This is a genomic window from Moritella dasanensis ArB 0140 (genome assembly GCF_000276805.1).
GTDB classification, from domain to species: Bacteria; Pseudomonadota; Gammaproteobacteria; order Enterobacterales; family Moritellaceae; genus Moritella; species Moritella dasanensis.
This window is the reverse complement of sequence record NZ_AKXQ01000032.1, coordinates 19,755-38,700: the sequence shown is the minus strand read 5'-3', so window position 1 is coordinate 38,700 and position 18,946 is coordinate 19,755. Positions and strand designations below refer to the sequence as shown.

18 protein-coding genes are annotated in these 18,946 nt (G+C 40.2%); 10 read left to right on the top strand and 8 right to left on the bottom strand.

All coding sequences use genetic code 11. The features are described 5' to 3' along the window. Nucleotides 1-10 precede the first annotated feature (10 nt). Together bfr and A923_RS0119775 are read right to left on the bottom strand one after the other, a co-directional pair. A complete protein-coding gene (gene bfr, locus A923_RS0119780; protein WP_017223429.1) occupies nt 11-484 on the bottom strand; it encodes a bacterioferritin in 474 nt (157 codons plus the stop codon). A gap of 144 nt (nt 485-628) precedes the next feature. After that, nucleotides 629-853, bottom strand: coding sequence for a hypothetical protein (locus A923_RS0119775; RefSeq protein WP_017223428.1), 225 nt, complete (start codon nt 851-853; stop codon nt 629-631). A 154-nt stretch (nt 854-1,007) separates the two neighbouring features. Between A923_RS0119775 and tusA the strand changes: the two genes are divergently transcribed. From tusA to glyS, 3 genes are all read left to right on the top strand, one after another. Next, nucleotides 1,008-1,256 carry a sulfurtransferase TusA gene (tusA, locus tag A923_RS0119770; RefSeq protein WP_017223427.1) on the top strand — a complete coding sequence of 83 codons (249 nt, stop codon included), beginning with the start codon at nt 1,008-1,010 and terminating at the stop codon, nt 1,254-1,256. 205 nt (nt 1,257-1,461) lie between these two features. Further along, complete coding sequence (gene glyQ / locus A923_RS0119765) at nt 1,462-2,373, top strand: glycine--tRNA ligase subunit alpha (protein ID WP_017223426.1); 912 nt, start codon at nt 1,462-1,464, stop codon at nt 2,371-2,373. An 8-nt stretch (nt 2,374-2,381) separates the two neighbouring features. After that, complete coding sequence (gene glyS, locus A923_RS0119760; protein WP_017223425.1) at nt 2,382-4,454, top strand: glycine--tRNA ligase subunit beta; 2,073 nt, start codon at nt 2,382-2,384, stop codon at nt 4,452-4,454. Between the two features lie 165 nt (nt 4,455-4,619). Here the strand turns inward: glyS and A923_RS0119750 are convergent, their stop codons facing one another. After that, entirely contained in the window at nt 4,620-6,038 is a 1,419-nt protein-coding gene (locus A923_RS0119750; RefSeq protein WP_017223423.1) for a vWA domain-containing protein, read from the bottom strand. A 5-nt stretch (nt 6,039-6,043) separates the two neighbouring features. Continuing rightward, nucleotides 6,044-7,663 (bottom strand): AAA family ATPase, encoded by a 1,620-nt coding sequence (locus A923_RS0119745; RefSeq protein ID WP_017223422.1) that lies wholly within the window; start codon nt 7,661-7,663, stop codon nt 6,044-6,046. 346 nt (nt 7,664-8,009) lie between these two features. On the opposite strand from A923_RS0119745, the gene A923_RS0119740 reads away from it, so the two are divergent. Continuing rightward, the gene (locus A923_RS0119740) at nt 8,010-9,287 is read left to right on the top strand and encodes a valine--pyruvate transaminase (RefSeq protein ID WP_017223421.1); all 1,278 of its coding nucleotides are present in this window, start codon (nt 8,010-8,012) and stop codon (nt 9,285-9,287) included. 104 nt (nt 9,288-9,391) lie between these two features. On the opposite strand, the gene gyrB is transcribed toward A923_RS0119740, so the two are convergent. The 4 genes from gyrB to dnaA are packed head-to-tail and all read right to left on the bottom strand — an operon-like array spanning nt 9,392 to nt 15,437. Next, nucleotides 9,392-11,809: a DNA topoisomerase (ATP-hydrolyzing) subunit B gene (gene gyrB, locus A923_RS0119735; RefSeq protein WP_017223420.1), complete on the bottom strand. Its 2,418-nt coding sequence runs from the start codon at nt 11,807-11,809 to the stop codon at nt 9,392-9,394. Nucleotides 11,810-11,832: 23 nt separating this feature from the next. Then, complete coding sequence (recF, locus tag A923_RS0119730; protein WP_237716249.1) at nt 11,833-12,975, bottom strand: DNA replication/repair protein RecF; 1,143 nt, start codon at nt 12,973-12,975, stop codon at nt 11,833-11,835. Then, entirely contained in the window at nt 12,926-14,026 is a 1,101-nt protein-coding gene (gene dnaN, locus A923_RS0119725) for a DNA polymerase III subunit beta (RefSeq protein ID WP_017223418.1), read from the bottom strand. Before dnaN ends, recF begins: the two co-directional genes overlap by 50 nt. A 28-nt stretch (nt 14,027-14,054) precedes the next feature. Then, on the bottom strand, nt 14,055-15,437 hold the full coding sequence (gene dnaA, locus A923_RS0119720; RefSeq protein WP_026006378.1) for a chromosomal replication initiator protein DnaA: 1,383 nt from the start codon (nt 15,435-15,437) through the stop codon (nt 14,055-14,057). Nucleotides 15,438-15,699: 262 nt separating this feature from the next. On the opposite strand from dnaA, the gene A923_RS0119715 reads away from it, so the two are divergent. From A923_RS0119715 to yidD, 6 genes are all read left to right on the top strand, one after another. Beyond that, complete coding sequence (locus tag A923_RS0119715) at nt 15,700-16,452, top strand: amino acid ABC transporter substrate-binding protein (RefSeq protein WP_017223416.1); 753 nt, start codon at nt 15,700-15,702, stop codon at nt 16,450-16,452. Continuing rightward, a complete protein-coding gene (locus A923_RS0119710; RefSeq protein ID WP_026006377.1) occupies nt 16,453-17,118 on the top strand; it encodes an amino acid ABC transporter permease in 666 nt (221 codons plus the stop codon). Between the two features lies 1 nt (nt 17,119). After that, complete coding sequence (locus A923_RS0119705; protein WP_017223414.1) at nt 17,120-17,854, top strand: amino acid ABC transporter ATP-binding protein; 735 nt, start codon at nt 17,120-17,122, stop codon at nt 17,852-17,854. Between the two features lie 372 nt (nt 17,855-18,226). Beyond that, a complete protein-coding gene (gene rpmH / locus A923_RS0119700) occupies nt 18,227-18,361 on the top strand; it encodes a 50S ribosomal protein L34 (RefSeq protein WP_006034071.1) in 135 nt (44 codons plus the stop codon). A 42-nt stretch (nt 18,362-18,403) separates the two neighbouring features. Then, the gene (gene rnpA, locus A923_RS0119695; protein WP_017223413.1) at nt 18,404-18,727 is read left to right on the top strand and encodes a ribonuclease P protein component; all 324 of its coding nucleotides are present in this window, start codon (nt 18,404-18,406) and stop codon (nt 18,725-18,727) included. After that, the gene (gene yidD, locus A923_RS22815) at nt 18,694-18,945 is read left to right on the top strand and encodes a membrane protein insertion efficiency factor YidD (RefSeq protein ID WP_083849993.1); all 252 of its coding nucleotides are present in this window, start codon (nt 18,694-18,696) and stop codon (nt 18,943-18,945) included. The genes rnpA and yidD overlap by 34 nt, the downstream gene beginning before the upstream one ends. Nucleotide 18,946: the final 1 nt, after the last annotated feature.

Genomic DNA, 18,946 nt, shown 5'->3' with positions numbered 1-18,946 from the left:
TAACTATTATTTAGATATCGATATGGGATTGGATATAGTTTTCTAAACTAACTTTATGGATCAGGCCGAGTTGTTTTTCTAACCAATAAACATGGTCTTCTTCGGTATCAGCAAGCAAGGGTAAAAGCACTTCACGCGTTTGATAATCGCCTTCATTTTCACACAACTTAATACTCGCTTTAAGCGCGGCAACGACTTCTATTTCTAACACTAAATCATTTTTTAACATACTTGGGACATCATCACCGATGAGCAGGTCTCGACGATCTTTTAAGTTAGGAATACCTTCCAGAAATAAAATTCGTTTGATTAATGCATCTGCATGGGTGATCTCTTCTTCCATTTCATGATTCATTTGTTGGTAGAGTTTTTCTAACCCCCAATCTTGATACATCCGAGAATGGGTAAAATATTGATCTATCGCAGCTAGCTCATTGTGTAATAAACCATTTAAGCTGGCGATAACCTGAGTGTTACCTTTCATAATTAACTCCAATATACAGGTAGTAGAATTAAGCTTAGATAACAATTACAGTTTTACAATTTCAAGGTGAGGTATTGCAGGCGAGATAACGACACAGAAAGTAAAGCAGAGGGTGATATCCCCTCTGTTATTACGTCATATTTATTATTTAGTATCGTCTTTGTGTTCGGTTTTTTCAGCTTTATGTTCAGAACTGTCTTCTTCGACAAAGTAATCACTTAATTCAACCCAAACTGCGATCCCAACAATGCTTAATACCCCGAGCCAAGTACCTGTATCGGCAATAGGGACTTCCATAAGCATGATTAGCAAAGAAAAAAAAGCGATTGAAGAATATACTTTTAGTCTGCCACTGGCTTGTAGTAACATACACACTCCTTGTTGATGGTTACTTAACGGCGCAAGATAAGTATCACGCGGTTATTAACAATTTAACAACATAATGGTGATTATCCAATATATAATTACCGCTACTCATTAATACTAGTCTATTTACGTATATTGACCACATAGAGAAAACCTGATGAACCCATTATTTTCGAATCCAGAACATGAACTAGATGCCCTTGGTTTACGCTGTCCAGAACCTGTGATGATGGTACGAAAAACAGTAAGAAAACTCGATGATGGCCAGACATTACTGATTATTGCCGACGATCCAGCAACGGTGCGTGACATTCCTAGCTTTTGTCAGTTTATGGATCACACATTAGTGGCGAGCCAAACCGAGCAATTACCGTATCAATATCTGATAAAAAAAGGCGTTAATTAGTCCGCTTTAAGGCGCGAATATAAAGATAATATATTCGCGTATTCACCTCCTCTGCAGCCACTTTTTTCACCTTAAATTACCGCACTAACCCAAATAGCTGAAAAAACCGCACTAACCAAGTCAAATTTTGTAATTTATCCTATATTCATATCTGCTCAACAGGTATACTTTAGCTATTATTTCTTTGCTTTATTGTGCAGATATCATGTCAAATTATAACGTTAAAACTTTTCAAGGGCTGATCCTAGCACTGCAGGATTACTGGGCTCGTCAAGGTTGTGCGATCGTACAACCATTCGATATGGAAGTAGGTGCCGGCACCTCTCACCCAATGACGTTTTTACGTTCATTAGGTCCAGAGCCAATGGCTTATGCTTACGTGCAACCATCACGTCGTCCTACCGATGGCCGTTATGGTGAAAATCCAAACCGTTTACAACACTACTATCAGTTCCAAGTAGTGATCAAACCGTCTCCAGCGAACATCCAAGAATTATACTTGAACTCACTGAAAGAAGTTGGCCTTGATCCATTGGTTCACGATATTCGCTTCGTAGAAGATAACTGGGAAAACCCAACATTGGGTGCCTGGGGTCTAGGTTGGGAAATCTGGCTAAACGGTATGGAAGTATCACAGTTTACTTACTTCCAAGCAGTTGGTGGCCTTGAATGTACACCTGTTACTGGCGAAATGACTTACGGTCTTGAACGTCTTGCGATGTATATCCAAGAAGTAGACAGCGTATACGATCTAGTATGGACTGATGGTCCACTGGGTGTTGTTAAATACGGTGACATTTTCCACCAAAATGAGGTTGAGCAATCAACTTATAACTTCGAACATGCTAATGTTGATTTCCTATTCACTCTATTCGATGAAAGTGAAAAAGAAGCGCAAAAACTGCTAGATTTAGAAGTGCCGCTACCACTACCAGCATACGAACGTATTCTTGATGCTGGCCATGCATTTAATATGCTAGATGCGCGTCACGCAATCTCAGTGACTGAGCGTCAACGTTATATTTTACGTATTCGTACCCTTTCTAAAGGTGTTGCTGAAGCGTATTACGCATCTCGTGAAGCGCTAGGCTTCCCGTTATGTAAAAAAGACAAATAGGAAGTAGCATGGCAACTGAAAACTTATTAATCGAGATTGGTACTGAAGAGTTACCACCAAAATCGTTACGTACTTTAGCTGAAGCATTTGCAGCAAACTTCCAAGCAGAGCTAGAAAAAGCTGGTTTAGAATTTGCTGATGTTAACTGGATGGCTGCACCTCGCCGTTTAGCGTTAACAATCACAGCACTTGCTGATGCACAAGCTGATAAAGTCATTGAAAAACGCGGTCCTGCTGTTTCTGTTGCATTTGATGCTGACGGTAACGCAACGAAAGCGGCTCAAGGCTGGGCACGCGGCAACGGTATTACTGTTGAACAAGCTGGCCGAGTCAAAACAGATAAAGGCGAATGGTTACTGCATAAGTCTGAAGTTAAAGGTAAAGCCACTCAAGCACTTGTTGCTGATATGGTTGCAACCTCTTTAGCTAAACTGCCAGTTAGCAAGCCAATGCGTTGGGGCGATAGCCCGATTCAATTCATCCGCCCAGTGCATACAATTACCATGTTATTTGGTGCTGAAGCGCTTGCAGGCGAAATCTTAGGTATTAAAGCGGCGCGTACTATTCGCGGTCACCGTTTCCTAGGTAAAGGTGATTTTGAATTACTACACGCTGACAACTATGTTGATATGCTTGAAGATCACGGCATGGTAATGGTTGATTACGAACGTCGTAAAGATGTTATCCGTAAGCAAGTTATTGCTGCTGCAAGCGAGCACGGCGGTGTTGCTGAAATCGAAGAAGACTTACTTGAAGAAGTAACGTCTCTAGTAGAATGGCCAGTAACATTAGTCGGTAACTTTGAAGAACGTTACCTAGACGTACCAGCGGAAGCTTTGATCTATACGATGAAAGACAACCAAAAGTACTTCCCAATGTTAAGCACTGACGGCGAGCTTTTACCTAAATTTATCTTTGTTTCAAACATCATCAGTAAAGATGTTCGACAAGTAATTGAAGGTAACGAAAAAGTTGTTCGTCCACGTTTAGCAGATGCTGAATTCTTCTTTAATACAGATAAGAAACGTACGTTAGAAAGTCGTCTTGCTGACCTAGAGTCTGTTTTATTCCAAAAACAGCTAGGTACATTAAAAGAAAAATCACAACGTATTGCAGATTTAGCCGCCGCTATTGCCGGTAAAATCTCAGCAAATACCGAGCACGCACAGCGCGCAGGTCTATTAGCTAAAGCTGACTTAATGTCAGACATGGTTGTAGAATTCCCTGACGTTCAAGGTGTTATGGGCATGCACTATGCACGCAACGACGGTGAAGCAGAAGAAGTGGCTGTTGCACTTAACGAGCAGTACATGCCTCGTTATGCTGGTGACCGCCTACCTGAATCATTAGTTGCTTGCTCAGTAGCACTTGCAGACAAACTTGATACGCTCGTTGGTATCTTCGGTATTGGTCAAATCCCTAAAGGTGATAAAGACCCGTTTGCACTTCGTCGTGCTGCGATTGGTACACTACGTATCATTATCGAAAAAGACTTACCGTTAGATCTTGTTGATTTAGTTGATACTGCGAAAGCATTATTCGGTGACAAACTATCAAACCAAAATGTATCAACGGATGTTGTTGCGTTTGTACTTGGTCGTTTCCCTGCATGGTACAGAGATGCTGGTATCAGCGTTGATGTTATCCAAGCAGTACTTGCTCGTCGCCCAACTAAACCAGCTGATTTTGACAAGCGTGTTAAAGCAGTAAATCACTTCCGTGGTTTAGATGCTTCAGCAACGCTAGCAGCAGCAAACAAACGTGTTGGTAATATCCTGGCTAAATTTGAAGGTGAACTAAACGCGACAGTTGATGCTTCACTACTTCAAGAAGATGCTGAAAAAGCATTAGCTTCTGCAGTAGCAGCTAAAGTTGAATTACTTGCGCCATTATTTGCTGCTGGTGATTATCAGCAAGCACTAACAGAGTTATCTGAATTACGTGATGTTGTAGATACATTCTTCGACAACGTAATGGTAATGGCTGATGATGAAGCGCTTAAAATTAACCGCTTAACATTACTTAATACGCTGCGTAATCAATTCTTAAATGTAGCTGATATCTCTGTTCTACAAAAGTAACGTGTTCTACAGAAGTAATTGTTAATTTAAAATTGTACGATCAAAAAAGCCAGTATCATTGATACTGGCTTTTTTATTATCTAACTTTTTATGAGCAAATTTTTTATTAGCAAATAATCTATCCACATAATATTGCATAAATAGATGTTCCACGTGGAACATCGGTTATTTTATTTTCTTCAAGCGCCCTGTTAAACCAGCTGAATAACGCCAAACATGATCAAATATTTTCATTAACTCCGGGTTACCTTGTGAGGATAATGAAATAGCATGATAACGATTTTGCTTCGTCTTAATCGCTCTGACTTTATCAGCCACATGGGTTGGTAGTTTTTGGGCAATAAAATCAGAAATAACCAAGGTATCAGCATTTTTATATTGTGCAGAACTCATTAGCTCAAGCGATTTTTCAATCACAGGTTGCAGATCAGTTCCCCCACGAAAGCTCGACGATAAAAATGTAAGCATAGTCGATAAGCTGGTACTTTTAGTCACCGGGAAAGTAACCACTTCATTGGAAAACATCATCAAGTAGCACTGGCGATCCTGTTGGAAAGCGACTTGCAATAGTGCATAACAAATCGATTTAGCCGTCAGTTCCGGAAAGCCCTGCATCGAAGTTGAACTATCAACACAGATAATAAAAGGCCCTCCCGTTTGCTCATCAGCATCGGTAATATCGCGATACTGAGTCACTTTTTTATACTGCTGCAATGCACCTTGATACTGATACGTTAATAAATGCCGTTCAAGATAGCGTTTATAGAAGATGATTTCCAATTCTGGGAACGTTAAATTAACCGCTTCAGTTTGCAACATACGTGATATTTCATCACTGTAAGTTACGCCCTGCATGTCATCAGGCACGTTGTCTTGATAGCTATTATCCAGCACCCAGGTTTCATAACTGTTGGGGGTTTCTTCAGGATTAATATGCGCCAGTGCCATACGCCCAAGCTCAGAGGCTATTTGTTTTACTTCTTTATTCTTGCGTAAATTAGTCGCATAACGTTGTAATAACTTAGTATCCAGATGTGTCAACTTACCTTTGGCTAAATCCCATAAACGCTCACCGCTACATAACAAATCACTATCAAGCACATCTTCTAACTGCTCTATCGTTTCCTCGCGCTCTGCAAGTTCAATCAATAGTTGTTCACGTTGCTCCTCGATTAACAGGCTTTGTTGCTGATATAATTGCAACTCAATAGCTTGCTGCCAATTATCTAAAAAAACCGCAAAGAACACATCATCCGACATAGCCCTATTTTGCTGATAGATATTTAAGCCAGTATCATAAAATGCCGAATCGATTTTTATTTTATTGAGGATCCCTTCAACTTTATTTCTAAAATTAATAGGGCTCAATAGCCGAGCCGTTTCACATAAATGTATCTCATTACTTAAGCCAGGCGGTAATGGCATGTCCGCTAATAAACTCGTGACCAGCTGTTTCCAGTCATTAATGTACGCCGACTTAATATCACTAGTTACTCGATCATGCGCAGTAATATCCAACACGGCATCATCAACCAGCTGACGCATAGCCATGGTTACCGTACTGTTATTATGAGGATGAGCCATGCCAATTAGCCTTGTTCAAATAAATGCGCAATAGCATTTAAACGATTTAATAATGACGCTTTATGCTGCACTAAATTATTTAGCTCTAATGATAATGACCCTAGACTGCTTGCGACATCATCCATAAAGTCATCACTAACAAAAATATTATGGTTGGTTAGGCTAAATTCACGCTGACTTTTTTTCAGTTTATCCGCGATCACCGTGATCTCTTTATCAATTTCTGCTAACGGCTGTAACCAATTTACGTCAATGTTCAGGGCTGCATCAGCGATGATAACAGCAACAGGAATGCTCTTATTGGCAAAGTTTTGCACCTGTAAATGCTGATTAGCATCGACTGAAAAATTTAACCACACATCGTTACGATGGTCATTCACATACCCTTTGACCAAACAAGAACCTGACTTTATCTGTTTTTGGAAATCATCGAGGCCAACATGTACCCATTTTGCCGTTTCTTGTGAGCCCTGCTCTAATACATCGTACTCACCCAATAGTGCAATCTTACATAAACCAGGGATACCATTAAGGCTAGATGTGCGTACATATTCACGATCTAATTTATAGCGTAACTTAGTCAATAATACATCCGAGGTTAACCGTGTCGCAAAGCGATCGATAAACTCACCATCAAGTTTAATCAGCCGACTCTTGATACTCGCCAATGCCAAGTTCACTTCATCTTGGTCGCAGAATCGCTTACTGGCAAATTGATGTGTGGCTTCAATAATTACATCACGTGATTCTAGATCGTGCCAAATACAGTCTTTAAGAATGAATAAATCAGTCTCGGTGACTTCATCTCGACCATTGAAGTAAGCACAGGCTTGTAACAGGCGCATCGATTTTTTCCAACGACGATCTGATACATACACAACGTTTTCTATCATGTCACCGCTGGTATTACGCTGCTCTAAAAACAATTTAAGCTCGTAGATGATTTCAAAACAATGCTCACTCAGGCGTACCTGATTAATCTCTTGCTGCCAAAGTTCGAACTCATCATTACTCACCTTAACGATATTATCGTTTACTTGGCGTAATGGTTTTTGAATTAACATGGCTTTGAAATTACGTTTGTCTTGAATCGGCTCTAAATACAAACGTAATAACATCCGATCATACAAGGCTTCTAAACCAGAGTCGGCACTGGGTAATTCATTCGATGCCGAGACAATAACGCGCATCGGCACTTTCTGATGATCAATACCGTTATGGAAGGTACGCTCGTTAATCACGGTTAATAACGTATTTAAAATTGCCGGACCAGCTTTCCAGATCTCATCCAGAAAAACCACTTCTGCTTCTGGTAAGTAGCCTTTCGTTAGACGGACATATTTACCTTCATCTTTTAGGGCTTTAATTGATAGCGGACCAAAAATCTCTTCTGGCGTTGAGAATCGTGTCATTAAATATTCGAAGTAACTTTCATCCTCAAAAATTTCAATCATACGTTTAGCGATCAAACTTTTAGCAATACCAGGTGGGCCTAATAAAAACACACTCTCGCCACTCAAAGCAGCTAATAAACATAATCTTATGGCATCTCGGCGTTCATAAATACCATAAGAAAGATGATCTATTAGTGTTTCAATACGTTCTGACAACAAATTTCTTTGCATAGTAATAAACTCTTCATGCCTTTTTAAAAGGCTATTATTGTAATGTTGGACTTCAACCTTACCTTATCTATCCCGGACAATAAATACATAATGCCTAGTCTATTTCTTTTGTTATTACAGCTTTGATATTCAGTACTTTTTGCTATAAGCAGAGGATGATAATACCTCTTTTAGATGATGTTCCACGTGGAACATCATCTAAATCGCCAACAGTAAAAGCACATTTGTTTCACGTGAAACATCACCATTAAGAAAACTTAATTTGCCTCTCTAGTGCTATCGACAACAGGGGAAAGTTCCGCTATGTTGGTTGTTTACCCTTTAAATAATTACAAGAAGTGCTGATATGGAATTCTCATTGTTTGGTCAAAGATTTACTCAATTCTCGGGGATCACGCAGTTAATGCATGATCTAAATGAAGGTATCCGCAGCGGTGATGATGTCATCATGTTAGGTGGTGGTAATCCCGCTCAGATCCCTGAAATGCTGGCACGATTCAACAGTGAAGCACAACAATTATTAAGCAGTGGTGATCTCGTGGCAGCTATGTCGAATTACGATGGCCCACAAGGAAAGAACAGTTTCACAACAGCACTTGCCACCTTATTAAACAAAACTTATGGCTGGGAATTAACCGATAAAAACATCGCTCTGACCAATGGTAGCCAAAACGCTTTCTTCTATCTATTCAACTTATTTGCAGGTGACTTCGCCGACAATAAGAAAAAGAAGGTACTATTCCCATTAGCACCAGAATATATCGGTTATACCGATACCGCACTCAGTGATGATTTCTTTGAAACGGTAAAACCAAAAATAGAATTACTCGATGATGGTTTATTTAAATACCATGTTGATTTTGACAACCTACATATTACCGAAGATATTGGTTTAATTTGTGTCTCACGTCCAACGAATCCGACCGGTAATGTATTAACCGATGAAGAAATGCAGCGTCTTGATGTACTAGCCAGAGAACATAAAATTCCCCTACTGATCGATAATGCTTACGGCACACCGTTCCCAAATATTATATTTGAGCCGGTAGAACCGATTTATAACGACAATACTATTTTATGCATGAGTCTGTCGAAGCTCGGTTTACCCGGCACGCGTTGCGGTATCGTCATTGGTAATGAGGAAGTTATTTCTGCTATCTCGAATCTAAGCGGAATTATTAATTTAGCACCGGGTAGTTTAGGGCCTATGCTGGCACAAAATCTAGTCGAGTCAGGTGACATCATTAGCTTAAGTGAAGACGTGATAAAACCTTACTATCATGGCAAAGCGCTGCAAGCGGTAAACTGGTTACAACAAAGTATCACTGATGAACGCTTCCGTATCCATAAACCTGAAGGCGCAATCTTCTTATGGTTATGGTTTAAAGACTTGCCAATCAGCAGCCAAGAGTTGTATGAACGTTTAAAGGCCCGTGGTGTGCTCATCGTATCGGGTCATCACTTCTTCCCAGGTCTCGATGAAGAATGGCGTCATACCGATGAATGTATCCGCATGAACTATTCGCAACCCGATGATGCAGTACAACGTGGTATTGTGATCATTGCAGAAGAAGTACAAAAAGCTTACGCTGAAATAGTGGTTATCAGTACCGCGACAGCTTAATAGATTTACTGAGTATCTAAAACACAAAAGCTAAATTGCAGATACAAAAAAGGAGCTGTTAAGCTCCTTTTTTCATATTCAAAAACTAATCATTTCTAGCAAAATTAGAAATCTAAGTTAGCTACTTTCAATGCATTCTCTTCGATGAACTCACGACGTGGTTCAACATGATCACCCATTAAGGTAGAGAACAATTGATCGGCTGCAACAGCATCTTCAATACGTACTTGTAACATGCGACGTGTTTCAGGATCCATGGTTGTTTCCCATAACTGACTCGGGTTCATCTCACCCAGTCCTTTATAACGTTGGATATAACTACCACGTTTCGATTCAGCCATTAACCAGTTAAGCGCTTCAACAAAATCAGTTACTTCACGACTCTTCTCACCACGTTTAATATAAGCGCCATCTTCAAGTAAATTGGCGATACCTAAACCAGTAAGCGTCGCGTATTCTTTTGACTTAAAGAAGCCAGGCGTGAAGTCATAGTTCGTATCTAAACCATGTTGACGGATAGACAACACTGGATAGAATAACTGACTTTCTTCATCTTGTGCAATACGTGCAGAGTACAAGGTACCCGACATTTCTTTCGCGATTAACGTAGCAACGAGTTCTTCAGCCCAATCCATCGTTAGCGCTTCATCAGTCAGCATTTCAGCGGTTAACGGTGATTGATAAATCATTTCGTTAGTGAACACTTTTGGTAAACTACGATTTAGCTTCGCCATTAATGTTTCAATTTTACGGTAACCATTCACTAAATCTTCTAATCCTGCACCTTGAATAGCAGGCGCATCTTTATTCACAAACAAGCCTGCACCATCTAACGCAATAGTAGTAAGGTATTGAGTTAAGTCTGCATCATCTTTGAGGTAACGTTCTTGTTTACCTTTCTTCATTTTATAGAGTGGTGGTTGAGCAATATAAATATAACCACGTTCAATCAATTCAGGCATTTGACGGAAGAAGAAAGTTAATAATAACGTACGAATGTGTGAACCATCCACATCGGCATCGGTCATGATAATGATTTGATGATAACGCGTTTTATCCGGGTTATATTCATCGCGGCCAATACCACAGCCCATTGCAGTGATCAGCGTTGCAACTTCCTGTGAAGATAACATCTTATCAAAACGTGCTTTTTCTACGTTTAGAATTTTACCTTTCAACGGTAGAATTGCTTGGTTTTTACGATTACGCCCCTGCTTAGCAGAGCCGCCAGCGGAGTCACCTTCCACGATGTACAGTTCAGAAAGTGCAGGATCTTTTTCCTGACAATCCGCAAGTTTACCTGGCAGACCAGCTAAATCTAATGCACCTTTACGACGAGTCATGTCACGTGCTTTACGTGCAGCTTCACGTGCGCGCGATGCATCAATGATTTTAGTCACAACCGTAGCCGCTTCTTTTGGATTTTCTAACAAATACTCTGCTAGTTTTTCACCCATTGATTGTTCTACAGCAGATTTAACTTCTGAAGAAACCAGTTTATCTTTGGTCTGTGAAGAGAACTTAGGATCAGGTACTTTCACTGAAATAACCGCAGTTAGACCTTCACGCGCATCATCACCTGACGCAGTGCTAGACTTGGCTTTTTTCAAGAAGCCTTCTTTTTCCATGTAGTTATTTAACGTACGCGTTAATGCACCACGGAAACCAGCAAGGTGAGTACCACCATCGCGTTGCGGGATGTTATTGGTAAAACAATAAATGCCTTCTTGGAAACCATCGTTCCATTGCATAGCAACTTCTACGGTAATGCCATCTTCACGTTCTGTAGAGAAGTGGAAAGCCTCTTTATTAATTGGCGTTTTGTTTACGTTTAAGTAATCAACAAATGCCTTAATACCACCTTTATACACAAAGTGATCAGATTTACCGTCTTCACGTTCATCAATTAGTTTAATTGATACGCCTGAGTTTAAGAAAGACAACTCACGTAAACGTTTTGCTAAAATATCGTAATGGAATAATGTATTGGTGAACGTGTCATGACTAGGCCAGAAACGTAATACCGTACCCGTTGTATCAATATCACCAATCACACCGATCGGTGCTTGTGGTACACCATGACGATAAATTTGCTGATGAATATGACCGTGACGATAAATGGTTAATTCTAATTTTTCTGATAATGCATTTACAACAGAAACACCAACACCGTGCAGACCACCTGATACTTTATATGAGTTATCATCGAACTTACCACCGGCATGCAGTACCGTTAAAATAACTTCGGCAGCAGAGACACCCTCTTCTTCGTGAATATCAACAGGAATACCACGGCCGTCATCACTAACTGATACAGAACCATCTTCGTGTATCGTGACCACAACATCAGTACAGTGACCCGCTAATGCTTCATCGATAGAGTTATCTACAACCTCAAATACCATGTGGTGTAAACCAGAACCATCATCCGTATCACCAATATACATACCGGGGCGCTTACGCACCGCGTCCAAGCCTTTCAGTACTTTAATACTTGAAGAGTCGTAGTTATTTTCAGACATAGTTAGCTCTCGCGCCTTTATATTTAAAATTCAATTAATTTGCCATGTTCCACGTGAAACATTTTACAGCCTTCTGTAAGAAGTGCTGTTACCTGACTTTTATCAATAGCCGTAACAAATACTTGAGCCTTACTTTCAATCAGATACTGCGCCAGCAACTTCCGTTTACTGCCATCAAGTTCTGAAGAAAAGTCATCGATTAAAAAAGTGCATCGCTTATTGCTATGCTGACTTAAAAAAAGTCCCTGACTTAATCGCATTGCGCACACGGCCAATTTCAATTGACCTCTTGATAAAATATCGTGTGCCGGTACTCCGTTCGCTCTAATTCGGATATCCGCTTTTTGCGGACCAAGGCTAGTATAACCTAACTGTTGATCACGCATAAAATTTTGTTTTAGTAATTCGGCTAACTCAATATCACTATCCCATCCAGGATGGTAGCGAATATCAAAGTCATACTCGGGTAAGAAGTCTGCCAAGGCAGATTTAATTATCGGATTAAGCTGTTCAAGGTAACGACGACGCATTTGCGCAATAATAGTCCCCTGGACTGCAAACTCCTTATCCCAATATGCTAGCTCGGCATAACGCTTACCTGATTTTAAAATCGCATTACGCTGTTTTAATAATCGGGTTAACTTTGCCCATGTTGCAAAAAACTCTGGTTCCACGTGGAACACGCCCCAATCAATAAATTGTCGACGTAATTTAGGGCCGCTTGAAAGTAAGGTAAAACTCTCAGGGTGAATTAATTGTAACGGTAATATACCGGGTAACTCAGCCAGTCGTTCAGCTCGTTGTCCGGCAATTTTTAATTCTGTATCACTATTTTTTGATTTCTTTAAACCAATCGTAGTAATTTGCTCATCGTTTAAACGCTGCTGACATTGCGAGAAGAGCGTAAAGTCTTTCTCACCATGTTGCACAACACGACTGGTTAAATGGGTGCGAAAAGATCGCCCTAAGCCAAGGTAATGAATTGCTTCAAGTACACTTGACTTACCACTACCATTCTCACCCAAAATAATATTAACGCCCTTGCTCGGTAGCATGGATGCTTGTTTTATATTACGAAAATCAGTGAGATTTAACTTAACCAGTGCCATCTTAAACTTATAACCGCATTGGCATAACAACATACAAGGCTTGATCAGATTGCTCATCTTCAATCAACGCACTGCTGTTGGCATCCAATAATGACATTTTAACCTTGTCACACTTAAGCGTGTTCAATACATCCAATACATAGCTAACGTTGAAACTGATCTCAAGTTCATCATAACCAAATTCAACATCAAGTAGTTCTTCAGCTTCTTCTTGCTCTGGGTTATTTGCCGTGATCTTTAACAGACCTTGATTCATATTGAGACGTACACCGCGGAATTTTTCATTCGATAAAATAGCCGCGCGTGAGAATGCTTGTTTCAATTCTTCACGACCCGATATTAACATCTTATCGGCATTCTTTGGTAATACCCGACGGTAATCAGGAAAACGACCATCGACCAATTTACAGGTAAAAACAAAACCGCTAGTGATAGCGCGAATGTTATTACTGCCAATTTGAATCTTAACCATGTCTTCTTCACTGTCTAACAAGCGCACTAATTCTAGCACCCCTTTGCGCGGCACAATCACTTGTTGCTGCGCTAAGTTAGCATCGTGTTCGCAACTTGCGACAGCCAGACGGTGTCCATCGGTTGCCACGGTACGTAACATATTGCCTTCAGTTTCAAACAACATGCCGTTAAGGTAATAACGCACATCTTGACTCGCCATCGAAAATTGGGTGTTATCAATCAATCGACGTAAAGAGCCTTGCAGCAGGTCAAATTCAATGTTGTTTTCCCAATCTTCAATATTTGGGAATTCAGTGGCCGGTAATGTCGATAACGAAAAACGACTACGTCCAGATTTAACCACAATACGATCTGCAGCGTACGTTACTTGAATTTGTGCACCGTCAGGTAAACCACGGCAGATATCGAGAAATTTCTTCGCCGGTACCGTGGTACGCCCTTCGCTATAGTCGCCTTCAAGATTAACCTGACCAATTAACTCAACTTCCAGATCAGTACCGGTTAACGATAACTTACCTTCTTTGGCGTCAAGCAACACATTACCTAAGATTGGCAAAGTTGGGCGATTACCCAACGCACCCGATACTAACTGTAACGGTCGTAATAACGCTTCGCGATTAATTGTAAACTGCATTTAATATAACCTTTTTTACGACGACGTTTTACGACGACAGTGTTCTAATCAAGTTTGAATAATCTTCTTTAATATCGTGACTTTCTTCTTTAAGTTGTACGATCTTACGGCAAGCATGAAGTACCGTCGTATGGTCACGACCACCAAACGCATCACCGATTTCAGGTAAACTGTGGTTGGTTAATTCTTTTGCTAATGCCATTGCAACTTGACGTGGTCTTGCCACAGAACGACTACGGCGCTTGGATAATAAATCCGCCATTTTAATCTTATAATACTCAGCAACTGTCTTCTGAATATTATCAATCGTTACTAACTTCTCTTGCAACGCTAATAAGTCACGTAATGCTTCACGAACAAAATCAATATTAATCGCACGGCCAGTAAAGTTAGCATTGGCGATCACGCGATTCAATGCCCCTTCCAACTCACGTACATTTGAACGTAAACGTTTGGCAATGAAGAACGCCACTTCATCCGGTAAATGAATATTACTTTCTACTGCTTTACGCATTAGGATCGCAACACGCGTTTCCAGTTCAGGTGGTTCGATGGCAATCGTTAAGCCCCAACCAAAGCGCGATTTCAATCGATCTTCTACGCCATCGATTTCTTTTGGATAACGATCTGACGTAAGAATAATTTGTTGATTACCTTCGAGTAGCGCATTGAAGGTATGAAAAAACTCTTCTTGTGAACGTTCTTTCTTCGCAAAGAATTGAATATCATCAATCAATAATGCATCAACACTGCGGTAATAATTTTTAAACGCTTCAATGGCATTATTTTGCAGGGCTTTCACCATATCCTGAACAAAACGCTCAGAATGCATATAAATTACTTTCGCATTGGCTTTTTGCGCTTTAATGCCGTTACCAACCGCGTGTAATAAATGCGTTTTACCTAAACCGGTACCACCATATAAAAACAATGGATTATAAGCACCACCAGGATTACTCGCGACTTGCTGAGCAGCTGCACGTGCTAATTGGTTAGATTTACCTTCAACAAAGTTTTCAAAGGTGTAGGTTAAATTAACATTGCTGCGATGATTAATCGCGGGTTGCTGTAGTGAGCTTGATTCCCACGGGTCCAGTTGTGGTCTTGAAACCACTTTGGCTGTCACGACGCGATCAATTCTCGTTGTCGGCTGCGTGATAGTCGTTGGTTTACCACCAATATCAAAACGTAAAATTGGCGCGTCAGCACCACAAAACTCATCGAATAATGCAGTAATTGAATTGAGGTACTTATCACGAACCCAATCAAGGACAAAACGGTTCGGAGCATACAAGGTGAGAGTACTATCGGTAAGTTCGGCTTTCAGAGGGCGTAACCACATACTGAACTCAGTAGCGGAAAGCTCATTTTGTAAGCGCGAAAGACATTGTTGCCAAAGAGAAACTGACACTCTCCACACTCCAGATTAATAATAAAGAATAAGGCATTATTTTACTGCTAATTGTGCATAAGCGCTAGCATGAATAAACAGTTATCCACACAAAAGTAAAATAAAAACCGATAACGTGTCAATACGAACAATAAAACCGGTCAATATAATTAATCACACTATCTTTTAGCAATTACTTATAACTAAACGCTATTTATAATTCAATTTACATTAGAATATCATGCACGCATTAAACTTATAATTCGCGTCAACAGGATGGACCATGAAAAAACTATTATTAGCAGCTGCAGTACTTGTGAGCTCAACATTAACGACCTTTGCACAAGCACAAGAAACCATTAAAGTCGGTATGTCAGGCAACTACTTCCCGTTTACCTTTTCAAAAAATGATCAGCTACAAGGCTTTGAAGTTGATTTATGGAAAGAGATCGCGAAACGTAATGATGCAAAAGTAGAATTCATCACAGTTAATTTTTCAGGTCTGTTTGGTATGCTAGAAACAGGCCGAATTGATACTATTTCAAATCAAGTAACGATCACCCCAGCACGTACGGCTAAATACGCATTTAGCCAAACTTATGTTTATGACGGTGCGCAAGTTGTCGTTAAAAAAGGTAATAAAGACATTAACGGTATTAGCGACTTAGCAAACAAAACGGTTGGTGTAAATTTAGGCTCAAATTTTGCTGATTTATTACGCAAATACGATACCGACAAAAATATTACGATTAAAACTTACGACACAGGTATCGAACGTGATGTAGCATTAGGTCGTACAGATGCGTTTGTGATGGATCGTTTATCATCACTTGAACTAATTAACAAATCACCATTACCGTTGCAACTTGCAGGCCCAACGTTTGAAACAATCGAAAATGCGATGCCATTTTTGAAAACAGAAAAACAAGAAGTATTGCGCCTAAAAGTAAATACAACGCTGGATAACATGCGTGCCGATGGCACACTTGCGACAATTTCAGAAAAATGGTTCAAAACGGATATCACAGTAAAATAAATGCCATTTAATTTTGAGTACATGCTAAACCTGTTCCCAATACTGTTTAAGTATTTGGGAACAACCATGCAGATGGCACTAATAGGTGTCGTCTTTGCCCTGATATTAGCCATCGGCTTAGCGGTTGTACGCACATTCAAAGTACCTGTGCTCAATCAATTAGCGATGTTATTTATTTCATTTTTCCGTGGTACCCCGCTCCTTGTGCAGCTATTTTTGCTGTATTACGGTTTGCCTCGGGTGTTCCCAATATTGATTAATATGGACGCGTTTACCGCGTCTGTGATTGGCTTAACACTGCACTTTGCCGCTTACAAAGCAGAAAGTATTCGCGCCGCGATCATGGCTGTCGATAAATCGCAGATGGAAGCCGCATTAAGTACCGGTATGACCTCTAGTCAAGCAATGCGCCGTATCATCCTGCCACAAGCAGCACGTATCGCGACGCCATCGTTGATGAATTACTTTATCGATATGATTAAAAGTACTTCGTTAGCGTTTACCTTGGGTGTGACGGAAATAATGGCAAAAACCCAAATGGAAGCTTCATCAAGTTTTTATTTTTTCGAAAGTTACCTTGCTGTTGCTCTTATTTATTGGGGTGTGGTGCTAATATTTACCCAACTACAAGTACACTTAGAACGTTACCTCAATAAGGCGTATTAACATGATCAAAGTGGCTAATTTAAGTAAGCATTTTGGTGATAACGTGGTATTACGCCAAATTGATTTGGATATCAAAGAAGGCGAGACAACGGTTATTATCGGCCCCTCAGGCACAGGTAAATCGACACTGTTACGCTGCCTTAACTTTCTAGAACACCCAACAAGCGCTACAATTACCATTGATGACTTAGTTGTTGATGCCAATAGTGCGACTAAAAAACAAATCACCGCGCTACGAAAAAAAACCGCGTTCGTGTTTCAAAACTATGCCCTGTTTGCCAATAAAACGGCACTTGAGAATATTACCGAAGGTTTAATTACCGTCAGAGGTAAATCAGCAGTCATAGCCAAACAAGAGGCACAAGCAATCCTGAAAAGCATTGGTTTAGCCGATAAGCAAGACTACTACCCTTCTGCATTGTCAGGCGGTCAGCAACAACGTATCGGCATTGCACGCGCAATGGCGGCACAAAGTAAAGTCATTTTGTTTGATGAACCAACGTCTGCGTTAGACCCTGAGTGGGTCGGTGAAGTACTTGGATTAATGCGCCAACTAGCCAAACAAAAGCAAACAATGCTGATAGTGACGCACGAAATGCAATTTGCAAAAGAGATCGCAGACCGGGTGATTTTTATGGATCAAGGTCAGATTATTGAACAAGGATCCGCGGATATGATCTTTAATAACCCGCAAGATCCCCGTACTCGTACATTTTTACAGCGAGTAAATCAATAATCAGGCGCTATAAAGTGGATAAATTAGCAGCGCTGACTTGTTAGTTAGTAAATAGCCTGTATAATTCCCCGCTTGATCCCTTGTGATCAGATTGGAATAACAGCAATTATTAAACCGAATTATAATTTTTATCTATACTGATAAGAATTTAGCCAATTATGTCATGTATCCAATCGCATCATAATCGGTCGAGAATATCGAATTTAAGTATGATATTGCTATTTTCACGAGGCGAAAGCTGATTAATTATTGACTTGTTTTACAACAATGATTAAAATTCCGCCTCTTTTTGTGTTAGTCAAGTTGACGACCGGTCATTATTTCTTGACTGACTCAACATAACTGTACAGTTAATTTATAACGGATAAAGCTATGAAACGTACTTTTCAACCAAGTAACCTTAAGCGTAAACGTTCACACGGTTTCCGCGCACGTAAAGCAACTGTAGGTGGCCGTAAGGTTCTTGCACGTCGCCGTGCAAAAGGTCGTAAGACTTTAAGCGCTTAATCATCAGACGTGATAGATAAGAGCTTTCCTCGGGAGTTACGTTTGTTAACTCCCGAACACTTCAAAAACGTATTCGCAGACCCTGTGCGATCAGCCTCACCTCATATAACTATACTTGCCAAAAATAACTCACTTGGACATACTCGTCTTGGTTTAGCGGTACCTAAAAAAGCAATTAAACTTGCTGTCGGCCGTAACCGAGTTAAACGTCTAATTAGAGAAAGTTTTCGGACACGCCATCATGATTTTCCGAATGTTGATATCGTGGTTATTGCTAAATCTGGTATTGCAAACTTGGAAAATGCAGAAATCGATGCATTATTGGAGAAGTTATGGCGCAAACTCTGTCGCCGTTGCAATGGTTAGGCACCAAATTAATACGAGGTTACCAATTATTCATTAGTCCGATGATTGGTCCTCGCTGTCGCTTCACTCCAACGTGTTCTCAATACGCGATAGAATCAATAAAACTCCACGGATTTACAAAAGGTTGTTGGCTCACAGCCAAACGTCTATTAATATGTCATCCTTTTAGTAATAAACATGGTTACGATCCTGTACCTGACCCCAAACAAAGAGATTAAT

Excerpts from the sequence above, each read along its gene's own strand:
- bfr (WP_017223429.1), bottom strand. The coding sequence starts at position 484 with ATGAAAGGTAACACTCAGGTTATCGCCAGCTTAAATGGTTTATTACAC.
- A923_RS0119775 (WP_017223428.1), bottom strand. The coding sequence starts at position 853 with ATGTTACTACAAGCCAGTGGCAGACTAAAAGTATATTCTTCAATCGCT.
- tusA (WP_017223427.1), top strand. The coding sequence starts at position 1,008 with ATGAACCCATTATTTTCGAATCCAGAACATGAACTAGATGCCCTTGGT.
- glyQ (WP_017223426.1), top strand. The coding sequence starts at position 1,462 with ATGTCAAATTATAACGTTAAAACTTTTCAAGGGCTGATCCTAGCACTG.
- glyS (WP_017223425.1), top strand. The coding sequence starts at position 2,382 with ATGGCAACTGAAAACTTATTAATCGAGATTGGTACTGAAGAGTTACCA.
- A923_RS0119750 (WP_017223423.1), bottom strand. The coding sequence starts at position 6,038 with ATGGCTCATCCTCATAATAACAGTACGGTAACCATGGCTATGCGTCAG.
- A923_RS0119745 (WP_017223422.1), bottom strand. The coding sequence starts at position 7,663 with ATGCAAAGAAATTTGTTGTCAGAACGTATTGAAACACTAATAGATCAT.
- A923_RS0119740 (WP_017223421.1), top strand. The coding sequence starts at position 8,010 with ATGGAATTCTCATTGTTTGGTCAAAGATTTACTCAATTCTCGGGGATC.
- gyrB (WP_017223420.1), bottom strand. The coding sequence starts at position 11,809 with ATGTCTGAAAATAACTACGACTCTTCAAGTATTAAAGTACTGAAAGGC.
- recF (WP_237716249.1), bottom strand. The coding sequence starts at position 12,975 with ATGAGCAATCTGATCAAGCCTTGTATGTTGTTATGCCAATGCGGTTAT.
- dnaN (WP_017223418.1), bottom strand. The coding sequence starts at position 14,026 with ATGCAGTTTACAATTAATCGCGAAGCGTTATTACGACCGTTACAGTTA.
- A923_RS0119715 (WP_017223416.1), top strand. The coding sequence starts at position 15,700 with ATGAAAAAACTATTATTAGCAGCTGCAGTACTTGTGAGCTCAACATTA.
- A923_RS0119710 (WP_026006377.1), top strand. The coding sequence starts at position 16,453 with ATGCCATTTAATTTTGAGTACATGCTAAACCTGTTCCCAATACTGTTT.
- A923_RS0119705 (WP_017223414.1), top strand. The coding sequence starts at position 17,120 with ATGATCAAAGTGGCTAATTTAAGTAAGCATTTTGGTGATAACGTGGTA.
- rpmH (WP_006034071.1), top strand. The coding sequence starts at position 18,227 with ATGAAACGTACTTTTCAACCAAGTAACCTTAAGCGTAAACGTTCACAC.
- yidD (WP_083849993.1), top strand. The coding sequence starts at position 18,694 with ATGGCGCAAACTCTGTCGCCGTTGCAATGGTTAGGCACCAAATTAATA.